This window comes from Rhodococcus sp. IEGM 1409 (assembly GCF_030056735.1).
Taxonomy (GTDB): domain Bacteria; phylum Actinomycetota; class Actinomycetes; order Mycobacteriales; family Mycobacteriaceae; genus Rhodococcus_F.
Map to the genome: position 1 here is coordinate 26,548 of NZ_JASHKN010000004.1, position 26,615 is coordinate 53,162.

The 26,615-nt window shown below is 63.3% G+C and carries 29 protein-coding genes; 16 read left to right on the top strand and 13 right to left on the bottom strand.

Annotated elements, in window-relative coordinates; all coding sequences use genetic code 11:
• Positions 1-15: 15 nt before the first annotated feature.
• Entirely contained in the window at positions 16-375 is a 360-nt protein-coding gene (locus QM716_RS12845; protein ID WP_019748237.1) for a DUF3099 domain-containing protein, read from the bottom strand.
• Between the two features lie 83 nt (positions 376-458).
• On the opposite strand from QM716_RS12845, the gene QM716_RS12850 reads away from it, so the two are divergent.
• Positions 459-695, top strand: a complete 237-nt coding sequence (locus QM716_RS12850; RefSeq protein ID WP_138868197.1) for a DUF3039 domain-containing protein — start codon at positions 459-461, stop codon at positions 693-695.
• Here the strand turns inward: QM716_RS12850 and QM716_RS12855 are convergent.
• Positions 668-1,930 (bottom strand): YihY/virulence factor BrkB family protein, encoded by a 1,263-nt coding sequence (locus QM716_RS12855; RefSeq protein ID WP_283304501.1) that lies wholly within the window; start codon positions 1,928-1,930, stop codon positions 668-670. The genes QM716_RS12850 and QM716_RS12855 overlap by 28 nt on opposite strands.
• 256 nt (positions 1,931-2,186) lie before the next feature.
• Between QM716_RS12855 and QM716_RS12860 the strand changes: the two genes are divergently transcribed.
• Complete coding sequence (locus tag QM716_RS12860) at positions 2,187-3,965, top strand: DEAD/DEAH box helicase (RefSeq protein WP_230817184.1); 1,779 nt, start codon at positions 2,187-2,189, stop codon at positions 3,963-3,965.
• A gap of 109 nt (positions 3,966-4,074) precedes the next feature.
• Here QM716_RS12860 and QM716_RS12865 read toward each other — a convergent pair whose 3' ends face one another.
• Positions 4,075-4,266: a DUF7455 domain-containing protein gene (locus tag QM716_RS12865; RefSeq protein WP_230817185.1), complete on the bottom strand. Its 192-nt coding sequence runs from the start codon at positions 4,264-4,266 to the stop codon at positions 4,075-4,077.
• 234 nt (positions 4,267-4,500) lie between these two features.
• Here QM716_RS12865 and QM716_RS12870 point away from each other — a divergent pair, with 234 nt between their 5' ends.
• The 4 genes from QM716_RS12870 to QM716_RS12885 all read left to right on the top strand — a co-directional run bounded on the left by QM716_RS12870 (position 4,501) and on the right by QM716_RS12885 (position 7,458).
• On the top strand, positions 4,501-4,878 hold the full coding sequence (locus QM716_RS12870; RefSeq protein WP_283304502.1) for a DUF952 domain-containing protein: 378 nt from the start codon (positions 4,501-4,503) through the stop codon (positions 4,876-4,878).
• A gap of 86 nt (positions 4,879-4,964) precedes the next feature.
• Positions 4,965-5,447, top strand: coding sequence for a cation:proton antiporter regulatory subunit (locus QM716_RS12875; protein WP_021344116.1), 483 nt, complete (start codon positions 4,965-4,967; stop codon positions 5,445-5,447).
• A gap of 7 nt (positions 5,448-5,454) precedes the next feature.
• A complete protein-coding gene (locus tag QM716_RS12880) occupies positions 5,455-6,627 on the top strand; it encodes a cation:proton antiporter (protein ID WP_283304503.1) in 1,173 nt (390 codons plus the stop codon).
• 21 nt (positions 6,628-6,648) lie between these two features.
• Positions 6,649-7,458, top strand: a complete 810-nt coding sequence (locus QM716_RS12885; RefSeq protein WP_283304504.1) for a tyrosine-protein phosphatase — start codon at positions 6,649-6,651, stop codon at positions 7,456-7,458.
• Between the two features lie 66 nt (positions 7,459-7,524).
• On the opposite strand, the gene QM716_RS12890 is transcribed toward QM716_RS12885, so the two are convergent.
• On the bottom strand, positions 7,525-8,883 hold the full coding sequence (locus tag QM716_RS12890) for an RNA polymerase sigma factor (RefSeq protein ID WP_283304505.1): 1,359 nt from the start codon (positions 8,881-8,883) through the stop codon (positions 7,525-7,527).
• 178 nt (positions 8,884-9,061) lie between these two features.
• Positions 9,062-9,829 carry a polyphosphate--glucose phosphotransferase gene (ppgK, locus tag QM716_RS12895; RefSeq protein WP_283304506.1) on the bottom strand — a complete coding sequence of 256 codons (768 nt, stop codon included), beginning with the start codon at positions 9,827-9,829 and terminating at the stop codon, positions 9,062-9,064.
• A gap of 170 nt (positions 9,830-9,999) precedes the next feature.
• Between ppgK and QM716_RS12900 the strand changes: the two genes are divergently transcribed.
• Positions 10,000-10,878 carry an inositol monophosphatase family protein gene (locus tag QM716_RS12900; protein WP_283304507.1) on the top strand — a complete coding sequence of 293 codons (879 nt, stop codon included), beginning with the start codon at positions 10,000-10,002 and terminating at the stop codon, positions 10,876-10,878.
• A 6-nt stretch (positions 10,879-10,884) separates the two neighbouring features.
• On the opposite strand, the gene cei is transcribed toward QM716_RS12900, so the two are convergent.
• Complete coding sequence (cei, locus tag QM716_RS12905; protein WP_283304508.1) at positions 10,885-11,568, bottom strand: envelope integrity protein Cei; 684 nt, start codon at positions 11,566-11,568, stop codon at positions 10,885-10,887.
• Positions 11,569-12,101: 533 nt separating this feature from the next.
• Here cei and QM716_RS12910 point away from each other — a divergent pair.
• Complete coding sequence (locus QM716_RS12910; protein WP_003942593.1) at positions 12,102-12,404, top strand: DUF4193 domain-containing protein; 303 nt, start codon at positions 12,102-12,104, stop codon at positions 12,402-12,404.
• Between the two features lie 80 nt (positions 12,405-12,484).
• Here QM716_RS12910 and QM716_RS12915 read toward each other — a convergent pair whose 3' ends face one another.
• Positions 12,485-12,982 (bottom strand): DUF3093 domain-containing protein, encoded by a 498-nt coding sequence (locus QM716_RS12915; RefSeq protein WP_283304509.1) that lies wholly within the window; start codon positions 12,980-12,982, stop codon positions 12,485-12,487.
• 41 nt (positions 12,983-13,023) lie between these two features.
• Between QM716_RS12915 and dut the strand changes: the two genes are divergently transcribed.
• On the top strand, positions 13,024-13,518 hold the full coding sequence (dut, locus tag QM716_RS12920; RefSeq protein ID WP_283304510.1) for a dUTP diphosphatase: 495 nt from the start codon (positions 13,024-13,026) through the stop codon (positions 13,516-13,518).
• 3 nt (positions 13,519-13,521) lie between these two features.
• On the top strand, positions 13,522-14,352 hold the full coding sequence (locus QM716_RS12925; RefSeq protein WP_283304511.1) for a DUF3710 domain-containing protein: 831 nt from the start codon (positions 13,522-13,524) through the stop codon (positions 14,350-14,352).
• 22 nt (positions 14,353-14,374) lie between these two features.
• Here QM716_RS12925 and QM716_RS12930 read toward each other — a convergent pair whose 3' ends face one another.
• A complete protein-coding gene (locus QM716_RS12930) occupies positions 14,375-15,100 on the bottom strand; it encodes an alpha/beta fold hydrolase (protein WP_283304512.1) in 726 nt (241 codons plus the stop codon).
• Between the two features lie 138 nt (positions 15,101-15,238).
• On the opposite strand from QM716_RS12930, the gene QM716_RS12935 reads away from it, so the two are divergent.
• Together QM716_RS12935 and QM716_RS12940 are read left to right on the top strand one after the other, a co-directional pair.
• Entirely contained in the window at positions 15,239-15,613 is a 375-nt protein-coding gene (locus QM716_RS12935; protein ID WP_003942613.1) for an OB-fold nucleic acid binding domain-containing protein, read from the top strand.
• 52 nt (positions 15,614-15,665) lie between these two features.
• Positions 15,666-16,379, top strand: coding sequence for a DUF3159 domain-containing protein (locus tag QM716_RS12940; RefSeq protein ID WP_283304513.1), 714 nt, complete (start codon positions 15,666-15,668; stop codon positions 16,377-16,379).
• Here QM716_RS12940 and QM716_RS12945 read toward each other — a convergent pair.
• From QM716_RS12945 to QM716_RS12955, 3 genes are all read right to left on the bottom strand, one after another.
• Positions 16,372-16,665 carry a GNAT family N-acetyltransferase gene (locus QM716_RS12945; RefSeq protein ID WP_283304514.1) on the bottom strand — a complete coding sequence of 98 codons (294 nt, stop codon included), beginning with the start codon at positions 16,663-16,665 and terminating at the stop codon, positions 16,372-16,374. The two genes, QM716_RS12940 and QM716_RS12945, sit on opposite strands and share 8 nt — an antisense overlap.
• 33 nt (positions 16,666-16,698) lie before the next feature.
• A complete protein-coding gene (locus QM716_RS12950; protein ID WP_003942632.1) occupies positions 16,699-17,361 on the bottom strand; it encodes a potassium channel family protein in 663 nt (220 codons plus the stop codon).
• A gap of 86 nt (positions 17,362-17,447) precedes the next feature.
• A complete protein-coding gene (locus tag QM716_RS12955; protein ID WP_283304515.1) occupies positions 17,448-18,113 on the bottom strand; it encodes a potassium channel family protein in 666 nt (221 codons plus the stop codon).
• A gap of 171 nt (positions 18,114-18,284) precedes the next feature.
• Here QM716_RS12955 and QM716_RS12960 point away from each other — a divergent pair, with 171 nt between their 5' ends.
• The 4 genes from QM716_RS12960 (at position 18,285) to QM716_RS12975 (ending at position 23,879) form a co-directional block, all read left to right on the top strand.
• On the top strand, positions 18,285-20,279 hold the full coding sequence (locus QM716_RS12960; protein WP_283304516.1) for an APC family permease: 1,995 nt from the start codon (positions 18,285-18,287) through the stop codon (positions 20,277-20,279).
• A gap of 48 nt (positions 20,280-20,327) precedes the next feature.
• Entirely contained in the window at positions 20,328-21,596 is a 1,269-nt protein-coding gene (locus tag QM716_RS12965; protein WP_283304517.1) for a class I SAM-dependent RNA methyltransferase, read from the top strand.
• 154 nt (positions 21,597-21,750) lie between these two features.
• Entirely contained in the window at positions 21,751-22,239 is a 489-nt protein-coding gene (locus tag QM716_RS12970; protein WP_283304518.1) for a MarR family winged helix-turn-helix transcriptional regulator, read from the top strand.
• A gap of 5 nt (positions 22,240-22,244) precedes the next feature.
• Positions 22,245-23,879 (top strand): MDR family MFS transporter, encoded by a 1,635-nt coding sequence (locus QM716_RS12975; protein ID WP_283304519.1) that lies wholly within the window; start codon positions 22,245-22,247, stop codon positions 23,877-23,879.
• A gap of 50 nt (positions 23,880-23,929) precedes the next feature.
• Here the strand turns inward: QM716_RS12975 and QM716_RS12980 are convergent, their stop codons facing one another.
• Both QM716_RS12980 and glsA read right to left on the bottom strand, forming a co-directional pair.
• Positions 23,930-24,595, bottom strand: a complete 666-nt coding sequence (locus QM716_RS12980; RefSeq protein WP_283304520.1) for an SIMPL domain-containing protein — start codon at positions 24,593-24,595, stop codon at positions 23,930-23,932.
• A gap of 9 nt (positions 24,596-24,604) precedes the next feature.
• Positions 24,605-26,431, bottom strand: coding sequence for a glutaminase A (gene glsA / locus QM716_RS12985; protein WP_283304521.1), 1,827 nt, complete (start codon positions 26,429-26,431; stop codon positions 24,605-24,607).
• Between the last annotated feature and the right edge of the window lie 184 nt (positions 26,432-26,615).

Genomic DNA, 26,615 nt, shown 5'->3' on the forward strand with positions numbered 1-26,615 from the left:
CGCAGGCGGAACTTGTCAGCCTTCGATGGTGTGGTGCGTTGCGGATTCGATCTCGCCTGCGGTCTTCTTTCGCCCGTCGTATCGACTCGGCTCGTCCTTGGTGCGCGGTGGTCGGTCGTTGGCGATCAGGACGGCGATCCAGGGAAGCGGAATGGATGCACCGATGATGAGCATCGAGATCCAGGCGTTGGCCCAGATGCCGTACGCGATCGCCGCGAGGATCAACGCCGGGAACCGGAAGGACATGATGATCATGTACTTGCGCACTCGGGCTTTGTGCTGCTCTTCGACGGACTTCTGCGCTTCGGTGATCAGTACGGGATTGTCGGGAGTCCCGGCCTCGTCGGACCTGCCGAACGCGCCATTTCGTGCCATGACTCCACTGTTCCACTCTCGGCCGACAATTGCACACGACCCGTGGGTCGCACCGCTGTGACGGAGACGGCATTATTGGAGGGGTGAGCACTCAAACCAAGGAACGTCCCGACGTCTCCACCGACGAAACGACCGACGACGACACCCCGAAATTCTTCCACTACGTGAAGAAGAACAAGATCGCCGAGAGCGCCGTCATGGGCACCCATGTCGTCGCGCTGTGCGGCGAGGTGTTTCCCGTGACGAAGTCCGCCAAGCCCGGATCACCGGTGTGCCCGGACTGCAAGAAGATTTACGAAGGACTCCGTAAGGGCGAGTGACCTCGGGTCATGCGAGCGGGAGTACTTCCGGAGCTCGGCGGATCGACAGCCTCGACGCTGTCGGACGCCGGGCTCTTCGCGTCTGTCTCCGGGGTAACGCAGGGATCCTGGTCGACGCAGGAGTTCTGACGTGACTCCGCTTGATTGCTCTCGGTTTGTCTGCTGCGCGGCCGCCCGTACGAGGGAACCGTGGCCGGATCCGCTTTGTCCGCCGAGATGCGGATCGGGCTGGTGGCGAGGTGCCAGGTCAGGTTGGTGACCGGACCGCTCTCGTCGTCGGTGTTCTGAGCCGCAAGCCACTCTCGCATCTGCTCCATCCGAGTGGCACGAGCCGGCCAGAACTCCTGAACCGTCGCGTTGAACTCGGCGCCGAGGACGACGGCAAAACCTAGGAAGAACGTGAAGAGCAGAAATGCGATCGGCGTTGCCAACGCGCCGTACGTGTAGCCGGTACTGGTGACGAAACCCAGGTACCAGCGCAACCCGGTGCTGGCGGCCATGAAGAACACACCGGCAACCAGCGCGCCCGCGAGGAGTCGATGCCACGGCAGTGACTTCGGCAGAGCGACCTTGTAGAGCGTCGTGAGGCCGATGATCACCAGCAGGCCGACAGCGGGGTAGTAGAAGGTGTCGACCAGATTCGATCCGACTTCGTACCAGGAGGCGGGCAGTGCTCGCCCGACGAGCGTCGGTCCGAGAGCTACCAGCGGCAGGATGAACACCGCCATCACCAGGAACATCACGTAGAGCAGCAGGGCGAAGATGCGCTGCCAGATGGGATTGCGTGCATCCTGCTGACCGTGTGCTTCCACGATCGAGTCGACGAACGTACTGATCGCCGACGATCCCGCCCACAGGGAGAGCAGGAAGCCGACCGAGATGATTTCCGGTCGTCCGCGCTGCAGGACGTCCGTGACGGTCGGACGGATGATCTGGTCGACGACGCTTTCGCTGAAGATCGTTCCGCTGAAGGTGACGATCTTGGATTCGATGATCTCGACGGTGTTGGGTCCGAACCATCCACCGATGTAGCCGATCATTCCGAGAAGGCCGAGCAGCAGGGGAGCGAGTGACAGCGTTTGCCAGAACGCGGCCGTAGCCGCCTTTCCGAAGATGGAATCGTCCCAGGCCTTGCTCAGCGTGCGACCGATCAACTGCCCGGTGCGGCGTAGCGGATGCCATCTGCGGTGGTGCAGATCACTTCCGCTCGACTTCTCGCCTCGCGCTTCACTCATGATGTCTCCAGCATCCCTGACGACACACCCGGTTGCCCAACCATGGCGCCGACGTGTCGCACATTTCTGAGACAATTCGCGTGCAGGTCGGCAGGATGCGAGAGCAGTGAAACCTCGCCGGCCGGAGTGAGAACGGCCATGAGTACGCGCTTCGAGTGCGGCTTTCGTCGGTGGCGGCGGCTAGGCTCGTCGCCGGACATTGATGAAAATTCGAGGAGCGCGAGACAACAGTGCGATTCCAGTGGAGGCGCGGCCTATGACGTCTGAGACCGTGGCAGCCGAATTCGGCAATTCGACCGAACCCGCCGGAGCCCAATCCGCGGGAACGCAGCCTGGCGCCCCTACCGGTTCCCTTCGTGCATGGCAGCGCCGTGCACTGACCAAATACCTTTCCAGTAGTCCCCGTGACTTTCTGGCGGTCGCAACGCCAGGAGCAGGTAAGACCACCTTCGCTCTGCGGGTAGCTTCGGAATTGCTCCGTGACCGGACCGTCGACCAGATCACCGTCGTGGCTCCGACCGAACACCTCAAGCATCAGTGGGCCGAGTCCGCTCAGCGCTCCGGCCTGGCTTTGGACTCCCGGTTCTCCAACTCGACCGGCCAGACCTCGAGTGACTATCACGGAGTCGTGCTGACCTACGCCCAGGTTGCTTCGCACCCGTCGAAGCACCGTGTGCGCACCGAGGGCCGCAAGACGCTGGTCATCCTCGACGAGATCCACCACGGCGGTGACGCCAAAAGCTGGGGCGACGCCATTCGTGAGGCTTTCGGCGATGCGACCAGGCGGCTCGCGCTGACCGGAACTCCGTTCCGCAGTGACGACAGTGCCATTCCTTTTGTCGAATACGAGCCGGACAAGGAAGGTCTGCTCCGCTCGAAAGCCGATCACTCCTACGGATATTCGGATGCGCTCAAGGACGGTGTGGTTCGACCCGTCGTGTTTCTCGCATACTCGGGCGAGGCGCGGTGGCGCAACAACGCGGGCGAGGAATTCACCGCCCGGCTCGGCGAGCCGCTGAGCGCCGAGCAGACGACTCGGGCCTGGCGGACGGCCTTGGACCCTGCCGGGGACTGGATTCCTGCCGTGCTGCACGCAGCAGACACCCGTTTGGCGCAGCTGCGCAGTACCGGTATGCCCGATGCCGGCGGACTTGTCATCGCGACCGACCAGACAGTGGCCCGCGAGTATGCGAAGGCGCTCGCCGCGATCACCGGCGAACAGCCGGCCGTCGTGCTGTCCGACGACCCCACCGCGTCCAAGCGAATCGCCGAATTCGGTGCAAGCGACCAGAAATGGATGGTCGCGGTCCGGATGGTGTCCGAGGGCGTCGACGTTCCCCGTCTGGCGGTCGGTGTGTACGCGACCAGCGCGTCGACCCCGCTGTACTTCGCTCAGGCGATCGGGCGCTTCGTGCGTTCGCGTCGCAAGGGCGAGACTGCCAGCGTCTTCCTGCCTTCGGTGCCGGTGCTCCTCGACCTTGCCGCACAGCTCGAGGCTCAGCGTGACCACGTACTCGGGAAGCCGCATCGTGAGAAGGACGGCCTCGAAGACGACCTGCTCGCCGATGCGAACAAGCAGAAGGACGAACTGGGCGAGGAGGAGAAGGCGTTCACGTCCCTGGGCGCCGACGCCGAGCTGGACCAGGTGATCTACGACGGATCATCCTTCGGTACCGCGACATTCGCCGGAAGTGACGAGGAAGCCGACTACCTCGGACTCCCCGGCCTCCTCGACGCCGATCAGATGCGGGCGCTGCTGCGTCAGCGTCAGCAGACGCAGGTCGAGGCCAACTCGGCCAAGGCCGCCGCCCCGCAACCTACAGCGGCTGTCGTATCCGATCGAGCAGCGACGGCAGATCAACTCGGTGCGCTCCGCAAGGAGTTGAACGGGTTGGTGGCGATGAACGTTCACCGCACCGGTAAGCCGCACGGCATCATTCACGCGGAACTGCGCCGGGTGTGCGGCGGCCCGCCGACGGCCATCGCGACCGTCGATCAGCTGACCGAGCGCATCGCGATCCTACGCAGCTGGTAGCAGCTGATAACCGGCCCCGGAACGGCAGAACGGGCGATCACAGTGATTGTGATCGCCCGTTCTGGCGTTCATGGCGCGCCTCGTGAAGAGGCCACCCCCGGCTGACAGGTCAGATTGCGGGTTCGCTGTCGGAGACGACGGCATTCATCTCGCGAAGTCGATCCGCGTGTTCGGTTGCGTGGTGTCCGCAGAAGAGAAGCTCGCCGCCGGTGGGAAGCACGGCGCGTACGCGTGCTCCGGCACCGCACCGGTCGCACCGGTCGGCAGCGGTCAACTGTGGGCTGGTCAGTGTTCCGGGCATGACTCCTCCGTACTGGCTTTGCGGCATTCGGGCCGCGTGCCTGGGGCCTGGTCCGCCGCGTCGGAATGGCGCGGTAGATCCACTCTTACAGACGTTTGGGGTTTACGGGTTGTTCCCGAAGCCGTTTCTTAGTGTTGTGTCTCACTGGAAATGCGCTGGGCAGGCATTCTTCGGTGAAGATTGTTCGCTGACAGCTGATTCGAATCGCCGACGTCAGCCCGATATTCTGGGCTGATGAACCCGGGACGCGAACCACGTATCGACGAGAGCGTTGAGTTGCTCCACATGTGCACGCGCGAGGAATGGGCGCGGGCACAACAGATCGGTGAACGCATCCCCGACGGATTCGAGGCCGAGGGATTTGTCCACATGTCGACTCCGGCGCAAGTACATCTTCCGGCGAATCGGATCTTTGCCGGCCGCGACGACATAGTCCTTCTCACGATCGATCCGGCCTTGCTCAGCGGTCAGGTGAAGTACGAACCCGGTGTTCCCTCGGACCCGGAATCGATGCGATTCCCGCATCTGTACGCCCCGATTCCGGTCGCTGCCGTCAGCGCTGTCGTCGAGTACTTTCCGGACGACAACGGCGTGTTTCCGCCGGTTCGGTAGGTCGCCGGTACGCCCACCGCGAACGGCGCCCAGCGGATTGCGGCCCTCACGCGATGCAGGTCGCCGATCGGCGCTACCGTTGGTATATGAACGTAGAAGTCACCCCACTGCCGGGGATCGGGACGCGCAAGGATTTTGTTCTGTCTTCCGGTCGTCGCGTGGGTGTCGTCACCCATCGGGACGGTCATACCGATCTCATCGTGTCCAAGGCAGACGACCCTGACGCGTGTGCTGCCTCGCTGCCTCTGACCACCGAGGAAGCGGCAGCGCTCAGCAATCTCCTGGGTGCCCCACAGCTCGTTGCCCAGCTCGAAGAAGAGCACCGCGACCTTCCGGGAATTCGAACCAAACAGCTCTACATCAAGGACGGTTCGCGCTACGACGGGCAGACCCTCGGGGACACCGGCATGCGCACTCGTACCGGAGTCTCCATCGTCGCCGTCATGCGCGCAGGACAGGTGAGCCCGTCCCCGAACCCCGACTTCACCTTCACCGGGGGAGATCTTCTCGTAGCAGTCGGAACGCCGGACGGTTTGGCTGCAGCGGCAAAAATCTTGGCCAACGGCTGACTGGCGCGTGGACACAACCACCCTTGCACTGATCGAACTCGGCGCGGTCTTCTTCGCGCTCGGACTGCTCGGACGGCTGGCTGCTCGCGTCGGGATGTCGCCGATCCCGTTCTATCTGATCGGCGGCCTGTGCTTCGGGCAGGGCGGTTTCATCCAGCTCGGAGACATCGGCGAGTTCTCCCATCTGGCCAGTGAGATCGGGATCGTCCTGCTCTTGTTGCTGTTGGGGCTCGAATACACAGCGGCCGAGCTCGTGACCGGTCTCAAACGCTCACGAGTAGCGGGCATCGTCGACATCGTCCTCAACGCGACTCCCGGAGCGGTCGTCGGCTTGATTCTCGGCTGGGGTGTTGTGGGGGCGACGGTCATGGCCGGCGTCACCTACATCTCGTCGTCGGGCATCATCGCCAAGGTGCTCAGCGACCTGGGGCGCCTCGGTAACCGCGAAACGCCAGTCGTCCTGTCGATTCTGGTTTTCGAAGATCTGGCGATGGCGCTGTACTTGCCGATTCTGACCGCAATGCTCGCCGGCGTCAGCTTCCTGGGTGGGCTCGAAGCGGTCGGCATCTCGTTGTTGGTCATCACCGTGGTTCTGGTTGTGGCCCTGCGGTACGGACGGTACGTTTCTGCGCTCCTCGACAGCCCGGACAGTGAGACGCTGCTGCTCAAGCTGCTCGGTGCCGCGCTGTTGGTTGCCGGCATCAGCTCGGCGATGCAGGTGTCTGCCGCTGTGGGTGCCTTCCTCCTCGGAATCGCGATCTCGGGTTCGACCGCGCACAACGCCAGCCGCGTACTCGAGCCACTTCGAGATCTGTTTGCCGCGATGTTCTTCGTGGTCTTCGGTCTCAACACCGATCCCAGTTCCATTCCACCGGTCCTCGGGTGGGCCGCGATCCTGGCCGTCGTCACCGCGATCACGAAGCTGATCACCGGCGCATGGGCAGCCAGACGTCAGGGTGTCGCGCGAATGGGCCAAGCGCGCGCCGGTGCTGCTCTGATCGCCCGCGGAGAGTTCTCCATCATCATCGCCGGGCTCGCAGTGTCCGCCGGTGCGGTCGACGCCGAATTGGCGGCATTGGCAACGGCTTACGTACTCCTGATGGCGGTGATCGGTCCGGTGGCGGCAAGAGTTATCGAACCGGTTGCCTCGTTGTACATCAAGGTTCGTACGAAGTCCTGATTGCGGTCCTATTCTGTCCGGATGTCGAACAGAATTGCCCGCCCGGCCGCGACACTCCTGTGCGCGGCGATCCTCGCGTGTGCTCCGGTCCCGGCGCTCGCCGGTGGAATTCCCGCACTCGAACAGGCCGGACCCGCAGCAGCGCAGGCTACCGCGGACCGATCGCTGCACCTAGAGGGAGCGTCGAACGCGCGTGACATCGGCGGCTACCTCACCGAGGACGGGCACACGGTTCGGTGGGGGAAGGTGTTTCGCTCGAACGCCCTCGACAAGCTGACACCGTCGGATCTGTCGTCGTTGAGCGAACGCGGAGTGAAATCGGTGGACGACTTCCGCACCGTCGTCGAACGCACGCTCGCGCAGGACCGCATTCCGAACGGGGCACGAAGCAACTGGTTCGACGTCATCGGAACCAATCCGGCCAACCTCCCGGCTCTGGTGGACATGCCCACTATGTACGCGTTGATGGTGACCGATCCGGGGGCGAGCCGCGCATTCCACGACGCGCTCGCGAACGTCGCGAACATCGACGGTGCAGTCCTCTACCACTGCTCGGCGGGCAAGGACCGGACCGGCTGGATGACCGCGGTACTCCTGACACTCCTCGGCGTGAGCCGCGCGGACGTGAACGCCGACTACATGCTCAGCAACCAGTATCTCAGCGGACCTCGTACGGGGAGTGCGTTCATCGACGGCGTCGAACAGTCTTGGCTGGACACGTCTTTCGCCACGGTGGATCGGGTGTACGGCAACTTCGACAACTACGTCCGGGAGGGCCTGCAGTTGAGCGAGGGCGATATCGCGCGCCTCGCGGACACACTCTTGGTCTGACGCGGTGTGCGCAAAAGAGCCGCTCTCCGGAAACCCGGAGAACGGCTCTTTTTTTGACTGGTGTGACTAGTCGAGGTAGTCGCGCAGAACCTGCGAACGCGACGGGTGGCGCAGCTTCGACATCGTCTTCGATTCGATCTGGCGGATACGCTCACGCGTGACGCCGTAGACCTGTCCGATTTCGTCTAAAGTCCTCGGCTGACCGTCGGTGAGGCCGAAGCGCAGGCGAACCACGCCGGCTTCGCGCTCGGACAGCGTCTCGAGGACCGACTGCAGCTGATCCTGCAGCAAGGTGAACGAGACGGCGTCGACTGCGACAACAGCTTCGGAGTCTTCGATGAAGTCACCGAGTTGGCTGTCGCCCTCGTCGCCGATGGTCTGGTCGAGCGAGATGGGCTCACGCGCGTACTGCTGGATTTCCAGCACCTTCTCCGGCGTGATGTCCATTTCCTTGGCGAGCTCCTCGGGCGTGGGCTCGCGGCCCAGGTCCTGGAGCAGCTCACGCTGGATACGGCCGAGCTTGTTGATGACCTCGACCATGTGCACCGGGATACGGATGGTGCGGGCCTGGTCGGCCATGGCGCGGGTAATGGCCTGACGGATCCACCACGTGGCGTAGGTCGAGAACTTGTAACCCTTGGTGTAGTCGAACTTCTCGACTGCACGGATCAGGCCCAGGTTTCCTTCCTGGATGAGGTCCAGGAATGCCATGCCGCGGCCCGTGTATCGCTTTGCGAGCGAGACGACGAGTCGGAGGTTGGCTTCGAGAAGGTGGTTCTTGGCGCGGTTTCCGTCGCGGCAGATCCAGCTCATGTCGCGTCGCTGAGCCGCAGGCAGCTTCTCGCCCTTGTCAGCAAGATCCTGCATGATCTGGACGGCGTAGAGGCCGGCCTCGATGCGCTTGGCCAGTTCGACTTCCTCTTCGGCGTTGAGGAGTGCGACCTTGCCGATCTGCTTGAGGTAGGCGCGAACCGAGTCGGCGGACGCCGTCAGTTCGGCGTCCTTGCGTGCCTGACGAAGGGCCTCGGACTCTTCTTCGTCCCAGACGAAGTCGCCGGAAGCCTTGTCCTTGTCGGACGGCTCTGCAGCGGTCTCTTCGTCTTCGCCGACTGCTACGACCTCGACGACATCGGGCTCGACCTCGGCAAGGTCGCCGTCCGTGATGTCGATGTCTTCCAACTCGACATCGCCGTCTTCGGCGTCAGGATCGCCGGCCTTCTTGGGGCTGGCCTTCTTTGCTGCTGCCTTCTTGGCGGGAGCTTTCTTGGCCGGAGCCTTCTTTGCTGCTGCCTTCTTGGCGGGGGCCTTTTTCGCCGGAGCCTTCTTGGCTGCCGGAGCGGTGACGGTGGCCGCCTCCACGGCTGGAGATTGTGGCTCTGACTCTGATGGAGAATCAGCAGTCTGACGTGTATCGGTGGCTGCCACGTACGCCCTTTCGTGACGGTGTCGTGCGGCGTCACGCCAGAGTGGTAATCCGGCGGAGAGGTCAATGGTTGTTGGCCGGCGCGCAGCCGGACTTCACCATTGTAACGACTCTCAGGAAACTCTTACGTCACGGCGGGCCGTAACAGGTAGATTTTCCGCTTTTCACGTGCGGGTTTTCTCATCCGGCGACGGGTGCCGGCCTGGTCAGTCCGACCGACGCGAGCGCCGCTCCGGCAATTCCCGCAGTGTTGAGAAGGGTGGCAGGGACGACCTTCGTGCGGTTGGTCAGATGCGGAATCCACTTCTCGTGCTTGCGGCTGATACCGCCGCCGGCGATGAAGAGATCGGGCCAGAGCAGGTTCTCGAAGGTGGTCAGAACTCGCGAGACCTCGACGGCCCACTCCTTGTAGCTCCAGTCCTTCTTTTCCTTCACCGACGACGCCGCTCGATGCTCGGCCTCCTTGCCGTCGACTTCGAGGTGACCGAACTCCGTGTTGGGCAACAGAACTCCGTTGTGCAGCACGGCCGATCCGATTCCGGTACCGAAGGTCAACAAGATCACGACGCCGGAGGTATCCTTGCCCGCTCCGAACGAGTCCTCGGCGATTCCGGCAGCGTCGGCATCGTTGAGGACGGTGACCTCGCGCCCGCCCAGGGCCTTGCTGAAGAGTGCGGCCGCGTCTGTGTCGATCCACGACTTGTCGATGTTCGCGGCACTGCGCGCGACGCCGGCGGTCACAACCGCTGGCAAGGTGATGCCGACCGGACCGGTCCACTTGGCCTGCTCGACGATTTCGGCGACGGTGCCCGCGATCGCGTCGGGAGTGGAAGGCTGCGGGGTCAGAATCTTGATGCGGTCACCGATCATTTCCCCGGTGCTCAGGTCGATGGTGCCGCCCTTGACGCCGCTGCCGCCGACATCGATCCCGAAACCTGTGGTTGTCATCGTCCTGCGCTCCTGAGTGTCGAATTCGAGGTCACGATCTACCGCTGCAAACACTAACCCGAACGGGTACCCGGGCGCGTGCTCTCGATCCTGTCCGAGTCGAGGCGTTCGAGTGGTGCGCCTCGGTGGAGATGTGTTGCGATGGTCCGGTGCGCCCTTCAGAAAGAACGATGCCCGACTTTTCCGCCGATTCGCTGGACCCCGCACAATTGCGGGCAGTTGCCGTAGCCGTCGCCGAACGCGCGGCCGAACACGTCCGCGTGCGTCGGCCCGAGGTTTTCGGCCTGGTGGGTTCCGGTGCCGCCGAGGGTGGTTCGGTTGCTGCGAAGAGCACGCCCACCGATCCCGTCACGGTGGTCGATACCGAAACCGAACAGGTGATTCGCGACCTTCTGGCCGAATTGCGGCCTGCAGATTCGATCTTGGGTGAGGAAGGCGGGGGAGACACCGACGATTCCGCGGGAGTTCGATGGGTTGTCGACCCCATCGACGGCACGGTGAATTTTCTCTACGGAATCCCCGCGTTCGCCATCTCGGTGGCCGTACAGATCGGCGGAGTCTCGGTAGCCGGGGCTGTCGTCGACGTGTCGCTGGAAACCACGTACGCCGCGCATCGGGGCGGCGGCGCAAGCATGACCACGGCCGACGGCGTCGTCAGCGAACTGCAGGCCAACGCGGTGACCGAACTGTCAATGGCGCTGTTGGCCACCGGCTTCGGATACGGAGCGGATCGCCGGAAGGTGCAGGGCACATTGATCGGGCAGATCCTGCCGCAGGTCCGCGACATCCGACGCATCGGTTCGGCTGCGTTGGATCTGTGCATGGTTGCCACCGGCCGTGTCGATGCTCACTTCGAGCACGGACTGAGTCCGTGGGACTGGGCAGCGGGCTCCCTGATCGCTTCCGAAGCGGGGGCCGTGATCAACGTCCCGTCGCCCAATTCCACTTCGGCCGACGGCAATGTCGTCTACGCCGTGGCTCCGGCGATTGCGGATCAGTTCGCGCAGATGCTCAGCTCGAGTGGCGCGGATCAGCCGATTCCGAGCTGAGGTCGATCAGCAGCGCGCGGTGCGGGCTGCTTTGAGCAGTGCGATGTCCATCGGGGCGACTTCGGCGTTCGCGGGCTGCTCGGCCAGGGCGTGCAGGATCGCCGTGGCGTCGCTGTTGGGCGTCAGGGCGCCCTTGTTGTAGGTGCCGAGAGCCAAGTCGACGGTGTCGTCGTCGCGGCCGTCCTGGACCAGTTCGGCGCAGGGGGCGACCAGCCACACGGAACTGGCGGCGGCGAGACCGTTCTGTCCGAAGCGGATCTGACCCTGGCACTCCATGTTCTGGTCGACGTAGACGGGGTCGTTTCCGACCTGGACGTCCGGCGCGCTGGCGAAGCCGAACTCGCTCAGTTGCGCTGCCACCTGGGCGGCCTGCCCGTGTTCACCATTGGCGTTGAACACGCGAACCTTGGCTGCGGCCAGGGGAGCGGGATCGACGTCGAGCAGCTTCGACCGGTCGACGACGGTTCCCAGCGGTAGTGGCGCCGCTGCCGAAGGATCGGAGGAAGGCTGCGGAAGATTGCAGGCCACGGTGTCACTGACTTCTGCCTCGGCGCTCAGGATGCGGACCCACAAGACACTGCCGATCAATGCGAGTATTGCGAACACGGCGATCACCGGCCACGCGCGCCGACGGCGGAACGGACGTCCCTGGTCATCGGTAGAGCTGCCTTCGGTGATCAGAGAAACCACGGTATCCCTCGACTTTCTTGACGAAACCTGTACTTCGCCATCGGGCCGAGCGGCGCCGGCATGACGTTCGGTGCTTACCTTAGAGGGCTTGTGTGGCGACACAGCCGAAGCGCGGCTCGACGCGTCGAGCCGCGCTTGATCACCAAACGGCAGTTGGCCGACTACCGGCCTGTTTCTACCCGGATTCGGCCCGAAAACATCGGCGATAGGTCACAGCTTGCTCTTGCCTTGGTGACAATTCGTAGTCATTTTTCGGAAATTTCCGATTCGGTTACTACTTTCGTGCTCGCGTCGGCTACTGTCTGGCGGCCCAGGTCGTTCAACTGGGCATCGGCAGGACGCCGAAATGACAACCAAATGAGGCGCAGATCACGTTCTCGGAAGGAACTTCCGGGCACTAATTCCAGTCCTGCAGCGTTATGCAGCGACAGGGAATGATCTGGATGCCACGGCGGTTTCCATGCGCATCAAGGATCTACCGGATTCTCGGCGCACACGGGACCGGGATACACGAAGAGGATGGGGTAGACGAGATGGCAACTGACTACGACGCACCGAGGCGTACAGAGTCCGACGAGGTTTCGGAGGACTCGCTCGAAGAGCTGAAGGCGCGACGCAACGAAGCGCAGTCAGCCGTCGTCGACATCGACGAGACGGACACCGCGGAGTCCTTCGAGCTGCCGGGTGCCGACCTTTCCGGCGAGGAACTCTCGGTTCGAGTGGTTCCGAAGCAGGCAGACGAGTTCACGTGTTCGAGCTGCTTCCTGGTCCATCACCGCAGCCGCCTGGCCAGTGATGCCAACGGGCAGCTCGTATGCATGGACTGCGCTGCCTGATCTCCCTTCCCGGTGGTCGACCCGTCAGCTCGAGGGTCGACCAAGGGTCGGGGAGTACTGCTTTGCTGTGACCGTGCTGGTCAGCGATCCAGCGCAGCCAGCAGATCAGCGGGACGACGTGTGCTGACCAACCAGTACGGCGTGGGATCCTCCGGGTCGTCGAGCACGATCAACACCATTGTCTTGACCCATGGGCGATGTTGGACGAACGCCGACGGATCGAGTTGGCGCCCCATCGCCGCACTCTTCGCGGATGCCGGCACTGCTGCCGCCCGTGAAATCAGTTCGACCGGCAGGTGGGCTCTACCCACGTGCAGTTCTTTCGCCCCTGCTGTCTCCACCACCTCGACACGCATCCGGCTGAGCCAGAACGCCGCCCAGATGGGGATGGGGAGCAGCACGACGTACGCCAGGTACGAGAGAAGCCCTGGGCGGCCCATGTGAACCTCGGCCGCGAGGAGTCCGGCTACGGCCAGTCCGGCGATCCACCACCAGATCGGCACCCACAGGCGCTCGGAGTACAGCGTCGTGGACGGGGGCGTTGTGGTGGCGACGTCAGGTCGAGATGTTTCGGGCACCTGTCAAGGATAGTCCGTCGCTACGAGTAGTCTTGGCCCACGTGAGCGACCATCTCTCCATCGCCTTGAAGCGACTGGATCCAGACCTGCCGGTTCCACAGCGTGCGCATCCCGGAGATGCGGGTGTGGATCTGTGCTCCACCAGCGACGTCACGATCGAACCCGGCCACCGAACACTGGTCGGAACGGGGATTGCGATCGCTCTGCCGGTGGGCACCGTCGGGTTGATCCATCCGCGTTCCGGACTCGCCGCCAAATCGGGACTGTCGATCGTGAATGCGCCCGGAACCGTGGACGCGGGATACCGGGGCGAGCTCAAGGTCTGCTTGATCAATCTCGATCCGGCCATAGCCATCGACATCCGCCGCGGTGACCGAATCGCTCAGCTCGTGGTTCAACGAGTCGAACTCCCGATTTTCGAGGAAGTCGAGTCGCTGGACGACACGACCAGAGGGACTGGAGGCTACGGTTCCAGCGGCGGTCACGCGATACTCGATACCGATGCGCCTGGCGCGGTAGTCGGAGAGGGAGTCTGAATCATGTTCGGACGCAAGAAGAAGACAGACGTCGACGAGGAACCCACCAGATTCTTCGGTGACGAGAACGACGAGTCGGTAGAGATCGACGAGGTCGAAGACGATCTCGATGTCGCCGGTGACGAGTTCGGTGACGAGTCCGAGGGCCCCTACGACATCTCGGAGATCGATTCCGACGATCCGACGGCAGGCCACGACGGTCAGCGTCTTGATCTCGGATCCGTTCTGGTGCCGATGCCCACCGGCGGACAGTTGCAGGTCGAGATGGCGCCCAACGGTTCGCCCCAGGCGGTACACCTGGTCACCGAGCACGGCCGCATCACCGTTGCCGCCTACGCCGCCCCGAAATCGCCCGGTCAGTGGCGTGAGGTCGTTGCCGAGCTCGCGCAGTCGCTTCGCGACGACAATTCTGCGGTGAGCGTCGAGAACGGTCCGTGGGGCCGTGAACTGGCTGCCGTGACGGCCAACATGGACCTGCGGTTCATCGGCGTCGACGGTCCGCGGTGGATGGTGCGCTGCGTGGTCGCGGGTCCGAGTGGATCCACCGCCGCGAACGCCCCTTTGGTGGCAATCGCACGGGACATCTTGCGCGACACCGTCGTCAACCGAGGATCGGAGCCGCACCCGGTGCGGACACCGCTGCCCGTCGTGCTCCCGCAGGTACTCGCCGAGCAGTTGGCGGCCGCACACGAGCAGCAGCAGTTGGCGGCAGCGCAGCAGCAACAGGTCGCAGTCCAGCAGCCGCAGTCAGCTCCGCCCGCACCTCCGGCACGGCCGACTCCGCCGCCGCGTAGCGGCGAATCCGGTTCTGCCATGCAGCAATTGGGGCAGTAACAGAGTCTTTTCAGAGTTCCTGTCAGGCGCTCGCGGTGGTCTCGGAATCGACCGCCGCGAGCGCTTTGATGCAGGTGGACCCGAGAACAGCGGGATCGCGCCCGATCAAGTCCAGCGTCGTCGTGGCGACTGCGCCGCGGGGGAGTGCATCCGCCAAGGCCTGCGCCACCGCCGCGGGATGAACCGGGTCGTCCACTGCCGAAGCGATGCCGACCGGAACGCCTATCTCCCGTAACGCGCTCTCGCTGAGGGAGTGGTACGACGCCGCCTCGTCGAGCGCTGCCGGGAGATCGGGCCACTGCGAGCGCCAGGAGCGCTCGAGTTCGGCTCCGAGCCACGCCGGACTCGACGCAAGCATCGCTGCGATCACCGCCTCCAAACCTTCGGAGCGTAGTTGCCCTGCGGTGAACCTCGCGCTCGCCGCTGCGGGTGCGTCGTCCGCCGGCCCGATCCAGGCCGGAAGCGCTGCCAACACACTCACTGTTCGATCGGGGTTGGCGGCGGCCCACTGGAGCGCCACGGCCGCCCCGATCGAGACGCCTCCGACGATGATTCGGCCGTGCGTGTCCGCGGCTCTGTCCATCGCGTCCAGATACCCGTCCACGACACGCCGAGGGTCCGGTTCAATTGCGACGATGCGCACATCCAGAGACGCCAGCGGCGCCCGGAATGCCCGGTCCGCGAAGTGGGCGTCAGAGCCTGTACCTGGGAGAACGACGGCCACGGTCTCCGATTCTGAGATCTGCATCTCTTGATCTTGCCCGGTGCCCCCGAGGCGCGGACTGACCGGTGTGGTTACACGCTCGTAATGGGTCTACAGTGGCGATCACACAGCCCTTCACGTGACGCGAAACCCTTGCGTCACACATGTTCGCAGGAGCGCGCAATGGCACCCGCCGCCGCAGGATATTTTCGTCGACTGACCCAGCGTCTGACTGAGGACGTCGACCAGTTGGATGCCCAGGAAATGGCCGAGTCCAACAAGGCTTCCGGAGGTCAGAAGGCCTGCGATTGTCGTCGCGGTGAAGAGGTCACGATGGTGGGCCGACTCCGTAGCGTCGACGCGTGTCCCAAGTCGGGAAATGCCAGCATCGAGGCCGAGTTCTTCGACGGCACCGAGGTGATCAATCTCGTCTGGATCGGGCGTCGCCGGATCCCGGGAATCGAGACCGGTAAGACCTTGCTGATCCGCGGTCGTGTGGGCGAGCGTGACGGTCGCAAGGCGATCTTCAACCCTTACTACGAACTGCGCGGCGAATAGGCGCGTTTCCCGCATTTACCGTGCGACTCGGTGACTGTGGCACCCTCGACAGGTGACTGAAACACAACAGCGATCGGTAATCGACCAACTCGGCGGCCTGAGTGGTCTGATCTATTCGTCTTTGCCGATTCTGATTTTTGTCCCGGTCAACAGCATCTGGAACCTCACTGCGGCAATCTGGGCCGCATTGGGCGTCGCCGTCGCGATCGCGGCCTGGCGCCTCTTCCGGAAGGATTCCCTCCAACCCGCCATTTCCGGGTTTCTCGGAGTCGGAGTTTCCGCGTTCATTGCCTATCGCACCGGCGACGCCAAAGGATATTTCCTCTTCGGTATCTACACGAGCCTCGCCTACGGTGCGGTCTTCCTGATTTCCATCCTCGTCCGCTGGCCCCTCGTCGGTATCATCTGGGGCTACCTCAACGGGCACGGCAATCTCTGGCGCAAGCACCGCTCTGCCGTCCGCCTCTACGACATCGCGACGGCAGCATGGGCGCTGGTCTTCGGTGCGCGCTATCTCGTTCAGTCACAGCTCTACGACACCGACCACACCGGATGGCTCGCTGTCGCCCGTATCGGCATGGGGTGGCCACTGACGGGTCTGGTCCTGCTGGTCACGATCTGGGCCGTGCGTAAGGCCGATCGGATCGTCGAGCCGGAACCGGTTGTAGGGCCTGAAAGCAGTGAGCCCACCGCAACGGACACGGGGTCCGAAGAGGTGGGCTCGGTGAATCTGACGAAGCCGCGCGAAGATCGCGATCTCAGCTGATCAGGTCCTGGTACTCAGGGTGCTTGTCGAGGAACTTCACGACGTACGGGCAGACCGGGTGAACCTTGAGGCCGCGTGCTCGTACGTCGTCCAGAGCCTGGCGGACGAGAACCCCGGCCAACCCGAAACCTTCGAAGGCCGGGTAGATCTCGGTGTGGTTGAACGAGACGACGTCACCTGAGGTGGTGTAGTCCTCGATCCCGGCAAGGTCGCCGTCGGCATGGATCTCGTAACGGCTCTGGCCTGGATTGTCGGTGACTACGGTGTTTTCGGGTGCTTGTGCCATGTGATTCCCTTTCGTCGTCAGTGTGTTCGTCGGTCAATTCTCCAGGCGGAGTGCAACGCGCAACTGATCCTCGGCGTCGACGGCCGCAACGAAGAGCAGTTCGTCCCCGCCTTCGATGGGATCGTCCATCTGCGGAACGATCACGCGGCCGCCTCGCAAGATGGTGACCAGTGCGCAGTCTCGCGGTAGTTCGAGTTTTTTGACGGCTTTACCGGCGAGCGGTGTGTTGTCGGGCAACGTGATCTCGACGAGGTTGGCCTGTCCCTGCCGCAGTGTCATCAGTTTGACCAGGTCACCGACGGAGACGGCCTCTTCGACGAGCGAAGCGAGCATCCGCGGTGTCGAGACGGCGACGTCGACGCCCCACGACTCGTCGAAGAGCCATTCGTTGCGGGGATCGTTGACGCGGGCGACTACTCGGCGAACACCGAACTCGGTTTTCGCGAGCAGACTGAGAACCAGGTTTGCCTTGTCGTCTCCGGTCGCGGCAATCACGACCTCGTACGACTCCATCGACGCGTCCTCGAGTCGGCTGAGCTCGCAGGCGTCCGCGTGTACCCACTTCGCCTCGGGCACCGACTCCGGTTCGATGTGATCGAGTTTGCGTTCGATCAGCATGACGTCGTGTGAGCTTCGAATCAGCTCTCGCGCAATGGAGCGGCCTACGGCGCCGGCTCCGGCGATGGCGACCTTCATCGAGAACTTCCAATCACGGTGTAGTGCAACACAGTCGCAGGTTTGTTGTGAGAGACGGCGTTCGGATCAGTCATCTGCAGCCTCCCTCAGTCGTCACTCGGCGGCGGGTTGCCGGCCAGTGCGATCGCCTCGGCGACGGTTCCCGACACGGCGGCGATGTAGACCTGATCGTCGGCCTGGATGACGGTCTTGCGGTCAGGGAGAATGCCGGTCCCGAAGCGGATGATGAAGGCGACTCTGGAACTGGTCGCGCCTTCGAGGAGTGCGATCGGCTTGCCCGCCCAATCCTCGTGCAGGGCAAGTTCGGTGATGGCAACAGTGCCCGAAGGATCGCGCCACTTCGCTGTCTGACTTTCCTTGGTCAGCGTGTGCAGGAAACGATCCGTCGACCACGGCACGGTGGCGACGGTGGGAATGCCGAGCCGCTCGTAGACGGCGGCACGCTTGGCATCGTAAATGCGTGCGACGACGCGTTCGACGCCGAAAGTCTCGCGTGCGACGCGTGCTGCGATGATGTTGGAATTGTCTCCCGAGGACACCGCGGCAAAGGCGTCGGCGCGCTCGATGCCGGCCCGGACCAGCACGTCACGGTCGAACCCCATTCCCAGAACCTTGGTTCCCGGGAAGTCGAGATCGAGACGCAGAAACGCACTCTGATCGCGGTCGATGACGGCGACCTCATGTCCGATCCTGGTCAGAGATGCGGCGAGGGACGAACCCACCCGACCGCACCCCATGATGACGACATACACGCCCTACTCCGTTCATGGACCCTCGTGGCGCGATTGCACGCCGAATCGAACGGTACAGCCCCTCACGGGAAGAGCAAGTACAACGGTCGCCTGCGTGCCGGTTGTCACGACAAAAGGGGAAGTTGGGGCGCTGATGACTCCGAATCGGGTGCGACGGCTTACGCTTTGCACGTGTCTAAGCTCTCGACCGCTACCAAGCGGCTCCTGCTCGGTCGGCCGTTCCGAAGCGACAAACTCGGGCACACGCTGCTACCCAAGCGAATTGCGCTACCGGTCTTCGCCTCCGATGCGATGTCGTCCGTCGCCTATGCCCCCGAAGAAATCTTCCTGGTTCTCTCCGTCGCGGGTATTTCCGCATACGCATACACGCCCTGGATCGGATTGTCCGTAGCCATCGTCATGGCTGTGGTGGTGGCGAGTTACCGCCAGAACGTGCACGCTTATCCGTCCGGTGGCGGCGACTACGAGGTCGCAACGGTCAACCTGGGCCCGACCGCCGGTCTGACCGTCGGTAGCGCGCTGATGGTCGACTACGTGCTGACCGTCGCGGTGTCGATTTCGTCGGCGGCGTCCAATATCGGCTCGGCTTTGCCGTTCGTCGCGCAGCACAAGGTGTTGTTCGCGGTCGCGGCGATCGTGTTGCTGACGGCGGTCAACCTTCGCGGTATCCGTGAATCCGGCACCGCGTTCGCAATTCCGACCTACGCGTTCATCGTCGGTATGTTCCTCATGCTCGGGTGGGGATTCTTCCGGATTTACGTCCTCGGTGAGGATGTGCACGCGGAATCGTCGTCGTTCACTCTGAACGCCGAGGACTCGCATCTGTACGGAATTGCCTTCGCGTTCCTGATCGCCCGCGCATTTTCCTCGGGTTGTGCCGCACTGACCGGCGTCGAGGCCATCAGCAACGGCGTACCGGCGTTCCAGAAGCCGAAATCGCGCAACGCTGCCACTACCTTGCTGCTGCTCGGGTCGATCGCCATCGTCTTGCTGATGGGCATCATCATCCTGGCTCAGAAGATCGGCATCGTCTATGCGCACAATCCGGAGGAACAGCTGGTCGGAGCGCCGGAGGGATACCACCAGAAGACCCTGATCGCGCAGATCGCCGAAGCCGTGTTCAGTGGTTTCCCGATCGGATTCTTCTTCATGGCGATCGTCACGGCACTGATCTTGGTTCTGGCCGCGAACACCGCCTTCAACGGATTCCCGGTACTCGGGTCGATCCTGGCGCAAGACCGGTACCTACCGCGTCAGCTGCACACGCGCGGCGACCGACTGGCATTCAGCAACGGAATCCTCTTTCTGTCCGGTGCTGCAATCGCATTCGTCGTGGTGTTCGGCGCCGAGGTCACCAAGCTCATCCAGCTGTACATCGTCGGCGTCTTCGTCTCGTTCGTGCTCAGTCAGACAGGCATGATCAAGCACTGGACTCGGCATTTGAAGTCCGAGACCGACAAGTCACAGCGGGCCCGCATGCAGCGCTCGCGAGTGATCAATTCGATCGGTCTGGCCATGACCGCCACCGTCTTGATCATCGTTCTGATCACCAAGTTCGCTGCCGGCGCGTGGATCGCCATCGTCGCGATGGTCGCGATCTTCATCGTGATGAAGATGATCCGCAAGCACTACGACAGCGTTGCAGCCGAGCTCGAGGAGCAGGAGTGGGACGGCGTGCTGCCCAGTCGCACGCACTCGATCGTGCTCGTCTCGAAGCTGCACATGCCGACCATGCGAGCTCTCGCGTATGCGCGAGCCACGCGACCGGACACCCTCGAAGCCATCACGGTCAACGTGGACGAGCCCGACACGCGTGCACTCGTGCGTGAGTGGGAGAAGAGCGACGTGACGGTTCCGCTCAAGGTGATCGAGTCGCCCTACCGCGAAATCACCAAGCCGGTTCTCGACTACGTCAAGCGTGTACGACGCGATGCTCCGCGTGACGTCGTCACCGTGTTCATCCCCGAGTACGTCGTCGGACACTGGTGGGAGCAGATCCTGCACAACCAGAGCGCACTTCGTCTCAAGAGCCGGCTGCTCTTCCAGCCCGGCGTGATGGTGACGAGCGTTCCGTGGCAGCTGAGTTCGTCGGCAAAGGCGAAGCCGCTCGACGTCGAGAAGACCGCAGGTGCGACGCGTCGTGGGTACGACACCGGCGAGAAATGATCAGCGGCGAGAAATGATCGGCAACACCGAAATGGCAGGCGTAGTTCGTTGAGTGAGAATTGGACCGGGCAGAGCTTCGAGGTCGATCTGGGCAACCCCGGTCACGGCGGGTTCGTCGTCGCCCGGCACGAGGGGCGCGTCGTCTTCGTCCGTCACGGTTTGCCGGGGGAGCGGGCGCTCGTCCGGGTGACCGAGGACAAAGGTGGATCCTTCTGCCGCGCCGACGCGATCTCCGTTCTCGACGCATCTCCGCATCGCATCGATCCGACGTGCCCTATCTCCGGGCCGGGCGGGGCAGGTTGCTGCGACTACTCGCACGCGGACCTGAGCGTCCAACGTGAGATGAAGACCTCGGTCGTGCGGGAACAGCTTCTGCGACTCGCTCGCGTCGAATCGGACGTCGAGGTGGAGGAGCTGCCCGGAACCGGAGACGGAACGGGCTGGCGCACGCGAGTCCGGCTGGCGGTGGACGGGCACGGTGTCGCGGGATACCACGCGTACCGCAGCAACCGGATCGTCACCGATCTGCAGTGCCCCCAGATCGATCAGAGCGCATACGACGGTCTGGGCGGCCCGCAATGGCAGCCGGGCAGTGAGCTGCAAGTCGTTCTCGACGCTGCCGGTGAGCGGCACGTCGTGGAAATTGCCGCACCCGCGGTGTCCAAGACGGGTCGACGGACTCCGGGCCGTCGCGGCGCGATGGCGCGCCGAGCGGCAAGCGGCGGTCCACGAAAGACCCGCGTCGCAATCGGGTCGGACACAGTGATCGAGCGCGTCGGCAATCGCGAATGGGCAATGTCAGCGACCGGTTTCTGGCAGGCTCATCGCGGCGCTGCGGCCGCGTACTCACAGGTGGTCGGTGACTGGGCCGGAGCCGCTGCCGACGACACGGCCTGGGATCTCTACGGCGGCGTCGGCGTCTTCGCAGCTGTGCTCGCTGACCTTGTCGGGCCGTCCGGGGTCGTGGAGTCCGTGGAATCTTCGGCGCGCGCAGTTGCTGATGGGCGGGCGGCGCTCTCGGATCTCGGTCAGGTCCGCTTCCACAGTGCCCGGGTCGAGAACGTTCTCGCGGATCTGGAGCGTTCGCCTGCCGTCATCGTGCTGGATCCGCCACGGGCAGGGGCGGGCCGTCCAGTCGTGGAAGCGCTCGCCGCAACGGGCGCCGAACGGATCGTCCACATCGGGTGCGACCCGGCGTCGTTCGGTCGCGATATCGGTCTCTACCTGGAGCAGGGCTTCGCAGTCGGCGGACTTCGGGCGTTCGACGCCTTCCCGCAGACTCACCACATGGAGTGCATCGCGCTGCTTGAACGCTGAGGCGTGCCGAAATCTTTCCCTTATCCGGTGTGACGCTTCTCGCGTTCACAACAGTTGCTTGCATTACGCAACTAATCGTATAGTTTCGTTCTGCAAGTAGTTTTCCGTTTTCAAGTCACGGCTCATTCGGGCCACTCGAATTCAGGGGTAGGCAATGTCGGTACAGCCGGAGACGGCCCAGGCGCTCGTCGACACGATCTTCATGTTCGGGAGATCGCTGCGAGCCGCGGTCACCACTGGTGCAGACAGCCTGCTGCCGCCAGCGCTGGTCAGCGTGTTGTTCATGCTGGCAGTGCGCGGGGAGTGCCGACAGAACGAATTGGCCGTCGATCTGTGTGTCAGTCAATCGTCGCTCAGCCGGCAAATGTCGGATCTGGTCGACGCGGGATATGTCGAGAGAAATCCCGATCCGGCTGACAAACGGGCGTTCCGCATCCGAGTATCGGAAGAGGGACACGACGTTTTACGGAAAACCACGCAGCGGCGTGCGGCGCGTTTGCGCAACATGCTCGAAGACTGGAGCCAGGAAGAGGCCATGGCCGCAGTGACATCGCTTCGACGTCTCAACGAGACGTTCGGCGCATCGAATCGGCAGGTCGCACCGGCAGCTCCGCACATGGGCGTAGAAAGTATTGGGAGATAAGGCATATGGCAGCAACAGTTGGAGAAACCCGGGCAAGTACCGGAGGTGACGGATCGCCCCGCGAAGCGGGCGCGATGACTCACCGCGAAATTCTCGAAGCACTCACCGGACTCATCGCAGCGCTGTTCACCGCGCTGCTCAGTAGCACCATCGTTTCGACCGCGCTTCCCACGATCATCGGCGAACTGCACGGAACGCAGACGCAGTATGCCTGGATCATCACCACGGCGCTGCTCGCCACTGCGGCGTCGACGCCGATCTGGGGCAAGCTGGCCGACCTCTACAACAAGAAGGTCCTGGTCCAGAGCGCGATCGTCATCTTCGTGATCGGCTCGGTCATCGCCGGCGCGGCACACAACGTTCCGTTGCTGCTCGGTGCTCGTGTCATCCAGGGCATCGGGATGGGCGGCCTGACCGCTCTCGTCGTAGCCATCATCGGCACGATCATCCCGCCGCGTGATCGCGGTCGTTACTCCGGATACATGGGTGCGGCCATGGCCGTCTCGATGTCCGGCGGACCGATCCTCGGCGGCGTCCTCGTGGACACTGCCGGCTGGCGCTGGTGCTTCTACGTGTGTGTTCCGTTGGCAGTCATCGCACTGTTCCTGCTTCAGCGCACCCTGCACGTCGAGACCGTGAAGAAGGACAACGTTTCCATCGACTGGATGGGCGCCACCCTGCTCACCGCCGGTGTCAGCGTCCTGCTGATCTGGGTTTCGTTTGCCGGCCAGGACGACTACTACGCCTGGATCTCGAAGGAGTCGGCTTACTTCGTCGTCGGTGGTCTGGCCCTGCTCGGCCTGACGATGTTCGTCGAATCCAAGGTCAAGGACCCGATTCTGCCGATCAAGATCATCACCGAGCGCACCACTGCTCTCGCGATCATCGCCTCGATTGCCGTTGGTGTCGGCCTCTTCGGTGCAACGACCTTCCTGACGCAGTACTTCCAGACCGCACGTGGATTCGATCCCACCGAAGCCGGATTGCTCACCATCCCGATGGTGGCAGGCATGCTCGTCGCGTCCGTCGGCTCGGGACAGCTGATCACCAAGTTCGGTCAGTGGAAGCCCTTCATCGTCGCCGGCGCTGTTCTCCTGCTGGTCGGTTTCGGTCTGCTGTCGACGATCGACCACGCCACCAGCCTCTGGACAATCGGAGTGTTCATCGCCATCGTCGGTCTGGGAACCGGCATGTTGATGCAGAACATCGTGCTTGCGGTGCAGAACACGGTCAGCGTCGAGAACATCGGCGCGGCCAGCAGTATCGTGGCGTTCTTCCGTACCTTCGGCGGCGCGATCGGTGTTTCGGTGCTCGGTTCGATTCTTGCGACCCGCGTCAAGACACTGACAGTCGATTCGGTTTCCACCTTGCCGCCCGAGCAGCAGGCGGTAGCCGGAAAGAGCCTGCAGGACGGCCTGGACCTCAGCAACATGCCTGACTTCGTCTCGCAGATCGTTCGGTTCGCCTACGGCGACGCAACAGGACGGATCTTCCTGGTCGCAGCCGTCGTCGCGGTGGTCACGCTCGTTTCGGTCATCTTCATCCCGAACCGTCCGCTACGCACCACGATCGACATCGCGACCCCCGACGCAGAGCAGAAGTTCGAGGAAGAGCGCGAGGAGAAAAACCTCACTCGCTGATCCTCGTGCCCGGCTGATCTATTTTCAGGCCGCGTCTTCTGAAACCTCTGTCACGCCATAGCCCATCGAACGCGGACCGAGATCGATTCCTCGATCTCTCCGCGTTCGACGGCTATCGGGGCCGAATCCGCTTTCATCGCCGCGACACGTCCGCGCATCGGCACGATCTGGTCGAAGTCCTCGAGCACCTCGAGGACTTCGACCAGATCTTTGTCTGCCAGGTCTGCGAACTGTCTCGCCTTCGATTCGGCTGTCGTCCATGCCAACTCGCGTGCCTTTGTCGCCAGATCGCTGCGGTCGTCGAGATCGAACTCCAGTCCGTCGAGGCGGATGGCATCGCCGCCCGCGGATACACACGCCGCGATGACGACGGAGGGGGAATTCGCCGCTTCCGGTTCCAGTTCACGCAGTACGACTCGAAAAGTTGTCGATGCGGTGAAACCTGTTGTCTCCTGCCGGCCTCCGTCACTCCAATGGATTTGCGGATGGACGCTCAGTCCGGCGGTGGTGAGGTCCGCTCCGCGCACACCGCGCGCGTGCAGGGTCTCGGTCAGAGCAGTGGACAGGCGGGCGACGGCATCGAATGCGTCGGAAACGGCTGTCTGTGTCACCGATACTCCGATCGTCAGCCGCACGATGTCGGGAACAGCTGTTGCAGTGGCGGTTCCGGTCACCGTGACAGTGGACGGCTCCGAGGTGAGGGCGGTGGCCGGCATGTGTACGTCCTATCCGATTCGTCCGGCGGAGATGACACTCCGCAACATCAGGTCCAATTGCTCGTAGGCTCCCGCCGCAAGTCGTTCGAGAAGAGCAAGTTTCAACTCGGGTGCCTGCGCGGTCAGTTCTGCATATCGCTCCGGTGTCAGGACGGCCACGGTGACCGTCGAATCGGCGCGAATGTCGTTGAGGAAGGGGGTGTCGAGGAACATCGTCATCTCGCCGAACGTCATTCCGGCGGAAAGCGTCGTGATGCGGTGCTCGACTCCGTGAGCGTCGGTGAACATGGTGCTGACCTGGCCGCTGAGAATCAGATAGAACCCCGAGGCCGAATTACCTCGGCGGGCGATCTTCTCGCCGCGGGCATAGGTTCGTGTCTCCAATTCTGCCGAGAATCCCTCGATCTGTGCCGCGGACAGAGCATCGAGAACGGGATGATCCTCGATCGAGATCGTCGACGCCTGCCGATCGGCCTCACAGTGCACCGCAAGCAACGTGTCTTCGCACCACTGCATGGCGGAATCGAGGTCCGCGAAAACCCGGCCACTTCTTCTGGCGGGGTCGATGCTCGAACTTCGCTGTCCCAGTAGACCTTGCGGATCGACGACCGCCACTGCGCAGCCTTGTTCGGCCAGTTGCTCTTGCAGCGCAGTGATCATGCGCACCGCGACGTCGCTGGCGTCGTCGACGCGGCGCACGTCGATCACAACAACTTCGAGGCCCTCGTCCACCGAGCCGATTTCGCGTACCGCCGATTCAGCGCCGGTGAAGAGGAGGTCACCGTGAAGTTCGTAGACCCGACTGCGCTTGCCGACGTCGTCGAGCACAGCCTGTTCGGTGGGGGTGCGTCGTACTCGCGAGGGCGCTTCGATGACGCTGTACCTGGCCCGGATCGAGGAGCGTGACGCCCGCGTCACGTGGAGGAAGTGCAGTTCGAGTTCCTTCGACAGAGCCCGGGCAGCAGCAACTCCGCGAACACTGTTTCCATGAACGTCGAGCCTGGGGGAGTACACCGCGATGCCGATCTGGCCCGGCAGAACGGCCAGGACTCCGCCGCCGACGCCGCTCTTGGCCGGCAACCCGACCTCTACCAGCCACTTGCCGGCGCCGTCGTACATTCCGCAGGTAGCCATGACGCTGAGGACCTGTTCGACGCCTGCGGGAGCCAGCGCACGCTCGTGGGTGACGGGGTTCACGCCGTTGTTCGCGATCGTCGCAGCCATCAGACTCAGATCGCGGCAGGTCACGTCGATCGAACACTGACGGAAGTACAGGTCGACCGCCTCGTCGGGATTGCCGGTGATGACGTCGAAAGATCGCAGCATGTGGCCGATGGCGCGGTTGCGGTGGCCGGTACGGGCTTCCGAGGTGTACACCGACTCGTTGAAGGCCAGCTCACGGCCTGCATATCGCGAGTACGCGGAGCGAATGCGCTCGAAGCGGGCTTCGGGGTTCGGGCCGGCGACCAGTGACGCGGCGGTGATCGCTCCGGCATTGATCATGGGGTTTCGCGGACGTTCGGTGAGCGGGTCGAGGCTGATTTCGTTGAACGGCTCGCCGGACGGTTCGACGTCGATCTTTGCGGCAACAATCTCGCTCCCGCGATCGGCGAGCGCCAGGGCGTAGGTGAACGGTTTCGAGATCGACTGAATGGTGAACGGGATTCGCGAGTCACCGATCTCGTACACGTAGCCGTCGACGGTGGCGATGCAGATTCCGAACGAATCGGGGGCGACCGCCGCGAGTTCGGGGATGTAGTCGGCCAACTCGCCCTCGTCGAGTGATCGGACTTCGTCGAATACTCGCGCTATCAGGTCGTCGACCACAGTTCCCATACGTCGACCTTAAGCTGACATGGCGGTCGTTTTGTGGAACGAGAGTCGCCGAGTCGATTGCGACCGATCCCATTTGTCTGTGATTGCGATCACGAGCGATCCGCGAGATTTCGCTGTTACGCGAAGTCACACCGGAATCGGGCCGAGTCCGCGTGTCGGTTCGCCGGAACGCTCCGTAGACTGG

Coding starts and splice junctions, on each gene's coding strand:
- QM716_RS12845 (WP_019748237.1), bottom strand. CDS start 375: ATGGCACGAAATGGCGCGTTCGGCAGGTCCGACGAGGCCGGGACTCCC.
- QM716_RS12855 (WP_283304501.1), bottom strand. CDS start 1,930: ATGAGTGAAGCGCGAGGCGAGAAGTCGAGCGGAAGTGATCTGCACCAC.
- QM716_RS12860 (WP_230817184.1), top strand. CDS start 2,187: ATGACGTCTGAGACCGTGGCAGCCGAATTCGGCAATTCGACCGAACCC.
- QM716_RS12865 (WP_230817185.1), bottom strand. CDS start 4,266: ATGCCCGGAACACTGACCAGCCCACAGTTGACCGCTGCCGACCGGTGC.
- QM716_RS12870 (WP_283304502.1), top strand. CDS start 4,501: ATGAACCCGGGACGCGAACCACGTATCGACGAGAGCGTTGAGTTGCTC.
- QM716_RS12875 (WP_021344116.1), top strand. CDS start 4,965: ATGAACGTAGAAGTCACCCCACTGCCGGGGATCGGGACGCGCAAGGAT.
- QM716_RS12885 (WP_283304504.1), top strand. CDS start 6,649: ATGTCGAACAGAATTGCCCGCCCGGCCGCGACACTCCTGTGCGCGGCG.
- ppgK (WP_283304506.1), bottom strand. CDS start 9,829: ATGACAACCACAGGTTTCGGGATCGATGTCGGCGGCAGCGGCGTCAAG.
- QM716_RS12900 (WP_283304507.1), top strand. CDS start 10,000: ATGCCCGACTTTTCCGCCGATTCGCTGGACCCCGCACAATTGCGGGCA.
- QM716_RS12910 (WP_003942593.1), top strand. CDS start 12,102: ATGGCAACTGACTACGACGCACCGAGGCGTACAGAGTCCGACGAGGTT.
- QM716_RS12925 (WP_283304511.1), top strand. CDS start 13,522: ATGTTCGGACGCAAGAAGAAGACAGACGTCGACGAGGAACCCACCAGA.
- QM716_RS12930 (WP_283304512.1), bottom strand. CDS start 15,100: ATGCAGATCTCAGAATCGGAGACCGTGGCCGTCGTTCTCCCAGGTACA.
- QM716_RS12935 (WP_003942613.1), top strand. CDS start 15,239: ATGGCACCCGCCGCCGCAGGATATTTTCGTCGACTGACCCAGCGTCTG.
- QM716_RS12945 (WP_283304514.1), bottom strand. CDS start 16,665: ATGGCACAAGCACCCGAAAACACCGTAGTCACCGACAATCCAGGCCAG.
- QM716_RS12950 (WP_003942632.1), bottom strand. CDS start 17,361: ATGAAGGTCGCCATCGCCGGAGCCGGCGCCGTAGGCCGCTCCATTGCG.
- QM716_RS12970 (WP_283304518.1), top strand. CDS start 21,751: ATGTCGGTACAGCCGGAGACGGCCCAGGCGCTCGTCGACACGATCTTC.
- QM716_RS12975 (WP_283304519.1), top strand. CDS start 22,245: ATGGCAGCAACAGTTGGAGAAACCCGGGCAAGTACCGGAGGTGACGGA.
- QM716_RS12980 (WP_283304520.1), bottom strand. CDS start 24,595: ATGCCGGCCACCGCCCTCACCTCGGAGCCGTCCACTGTCACGGTGACC.
- glsA (WP_283304521.1), bottom strand. CDS start 26,431: ATGGGAACTGTGGTCGACGACCTGATAGCGCGAGTATTCGACGAAGTC.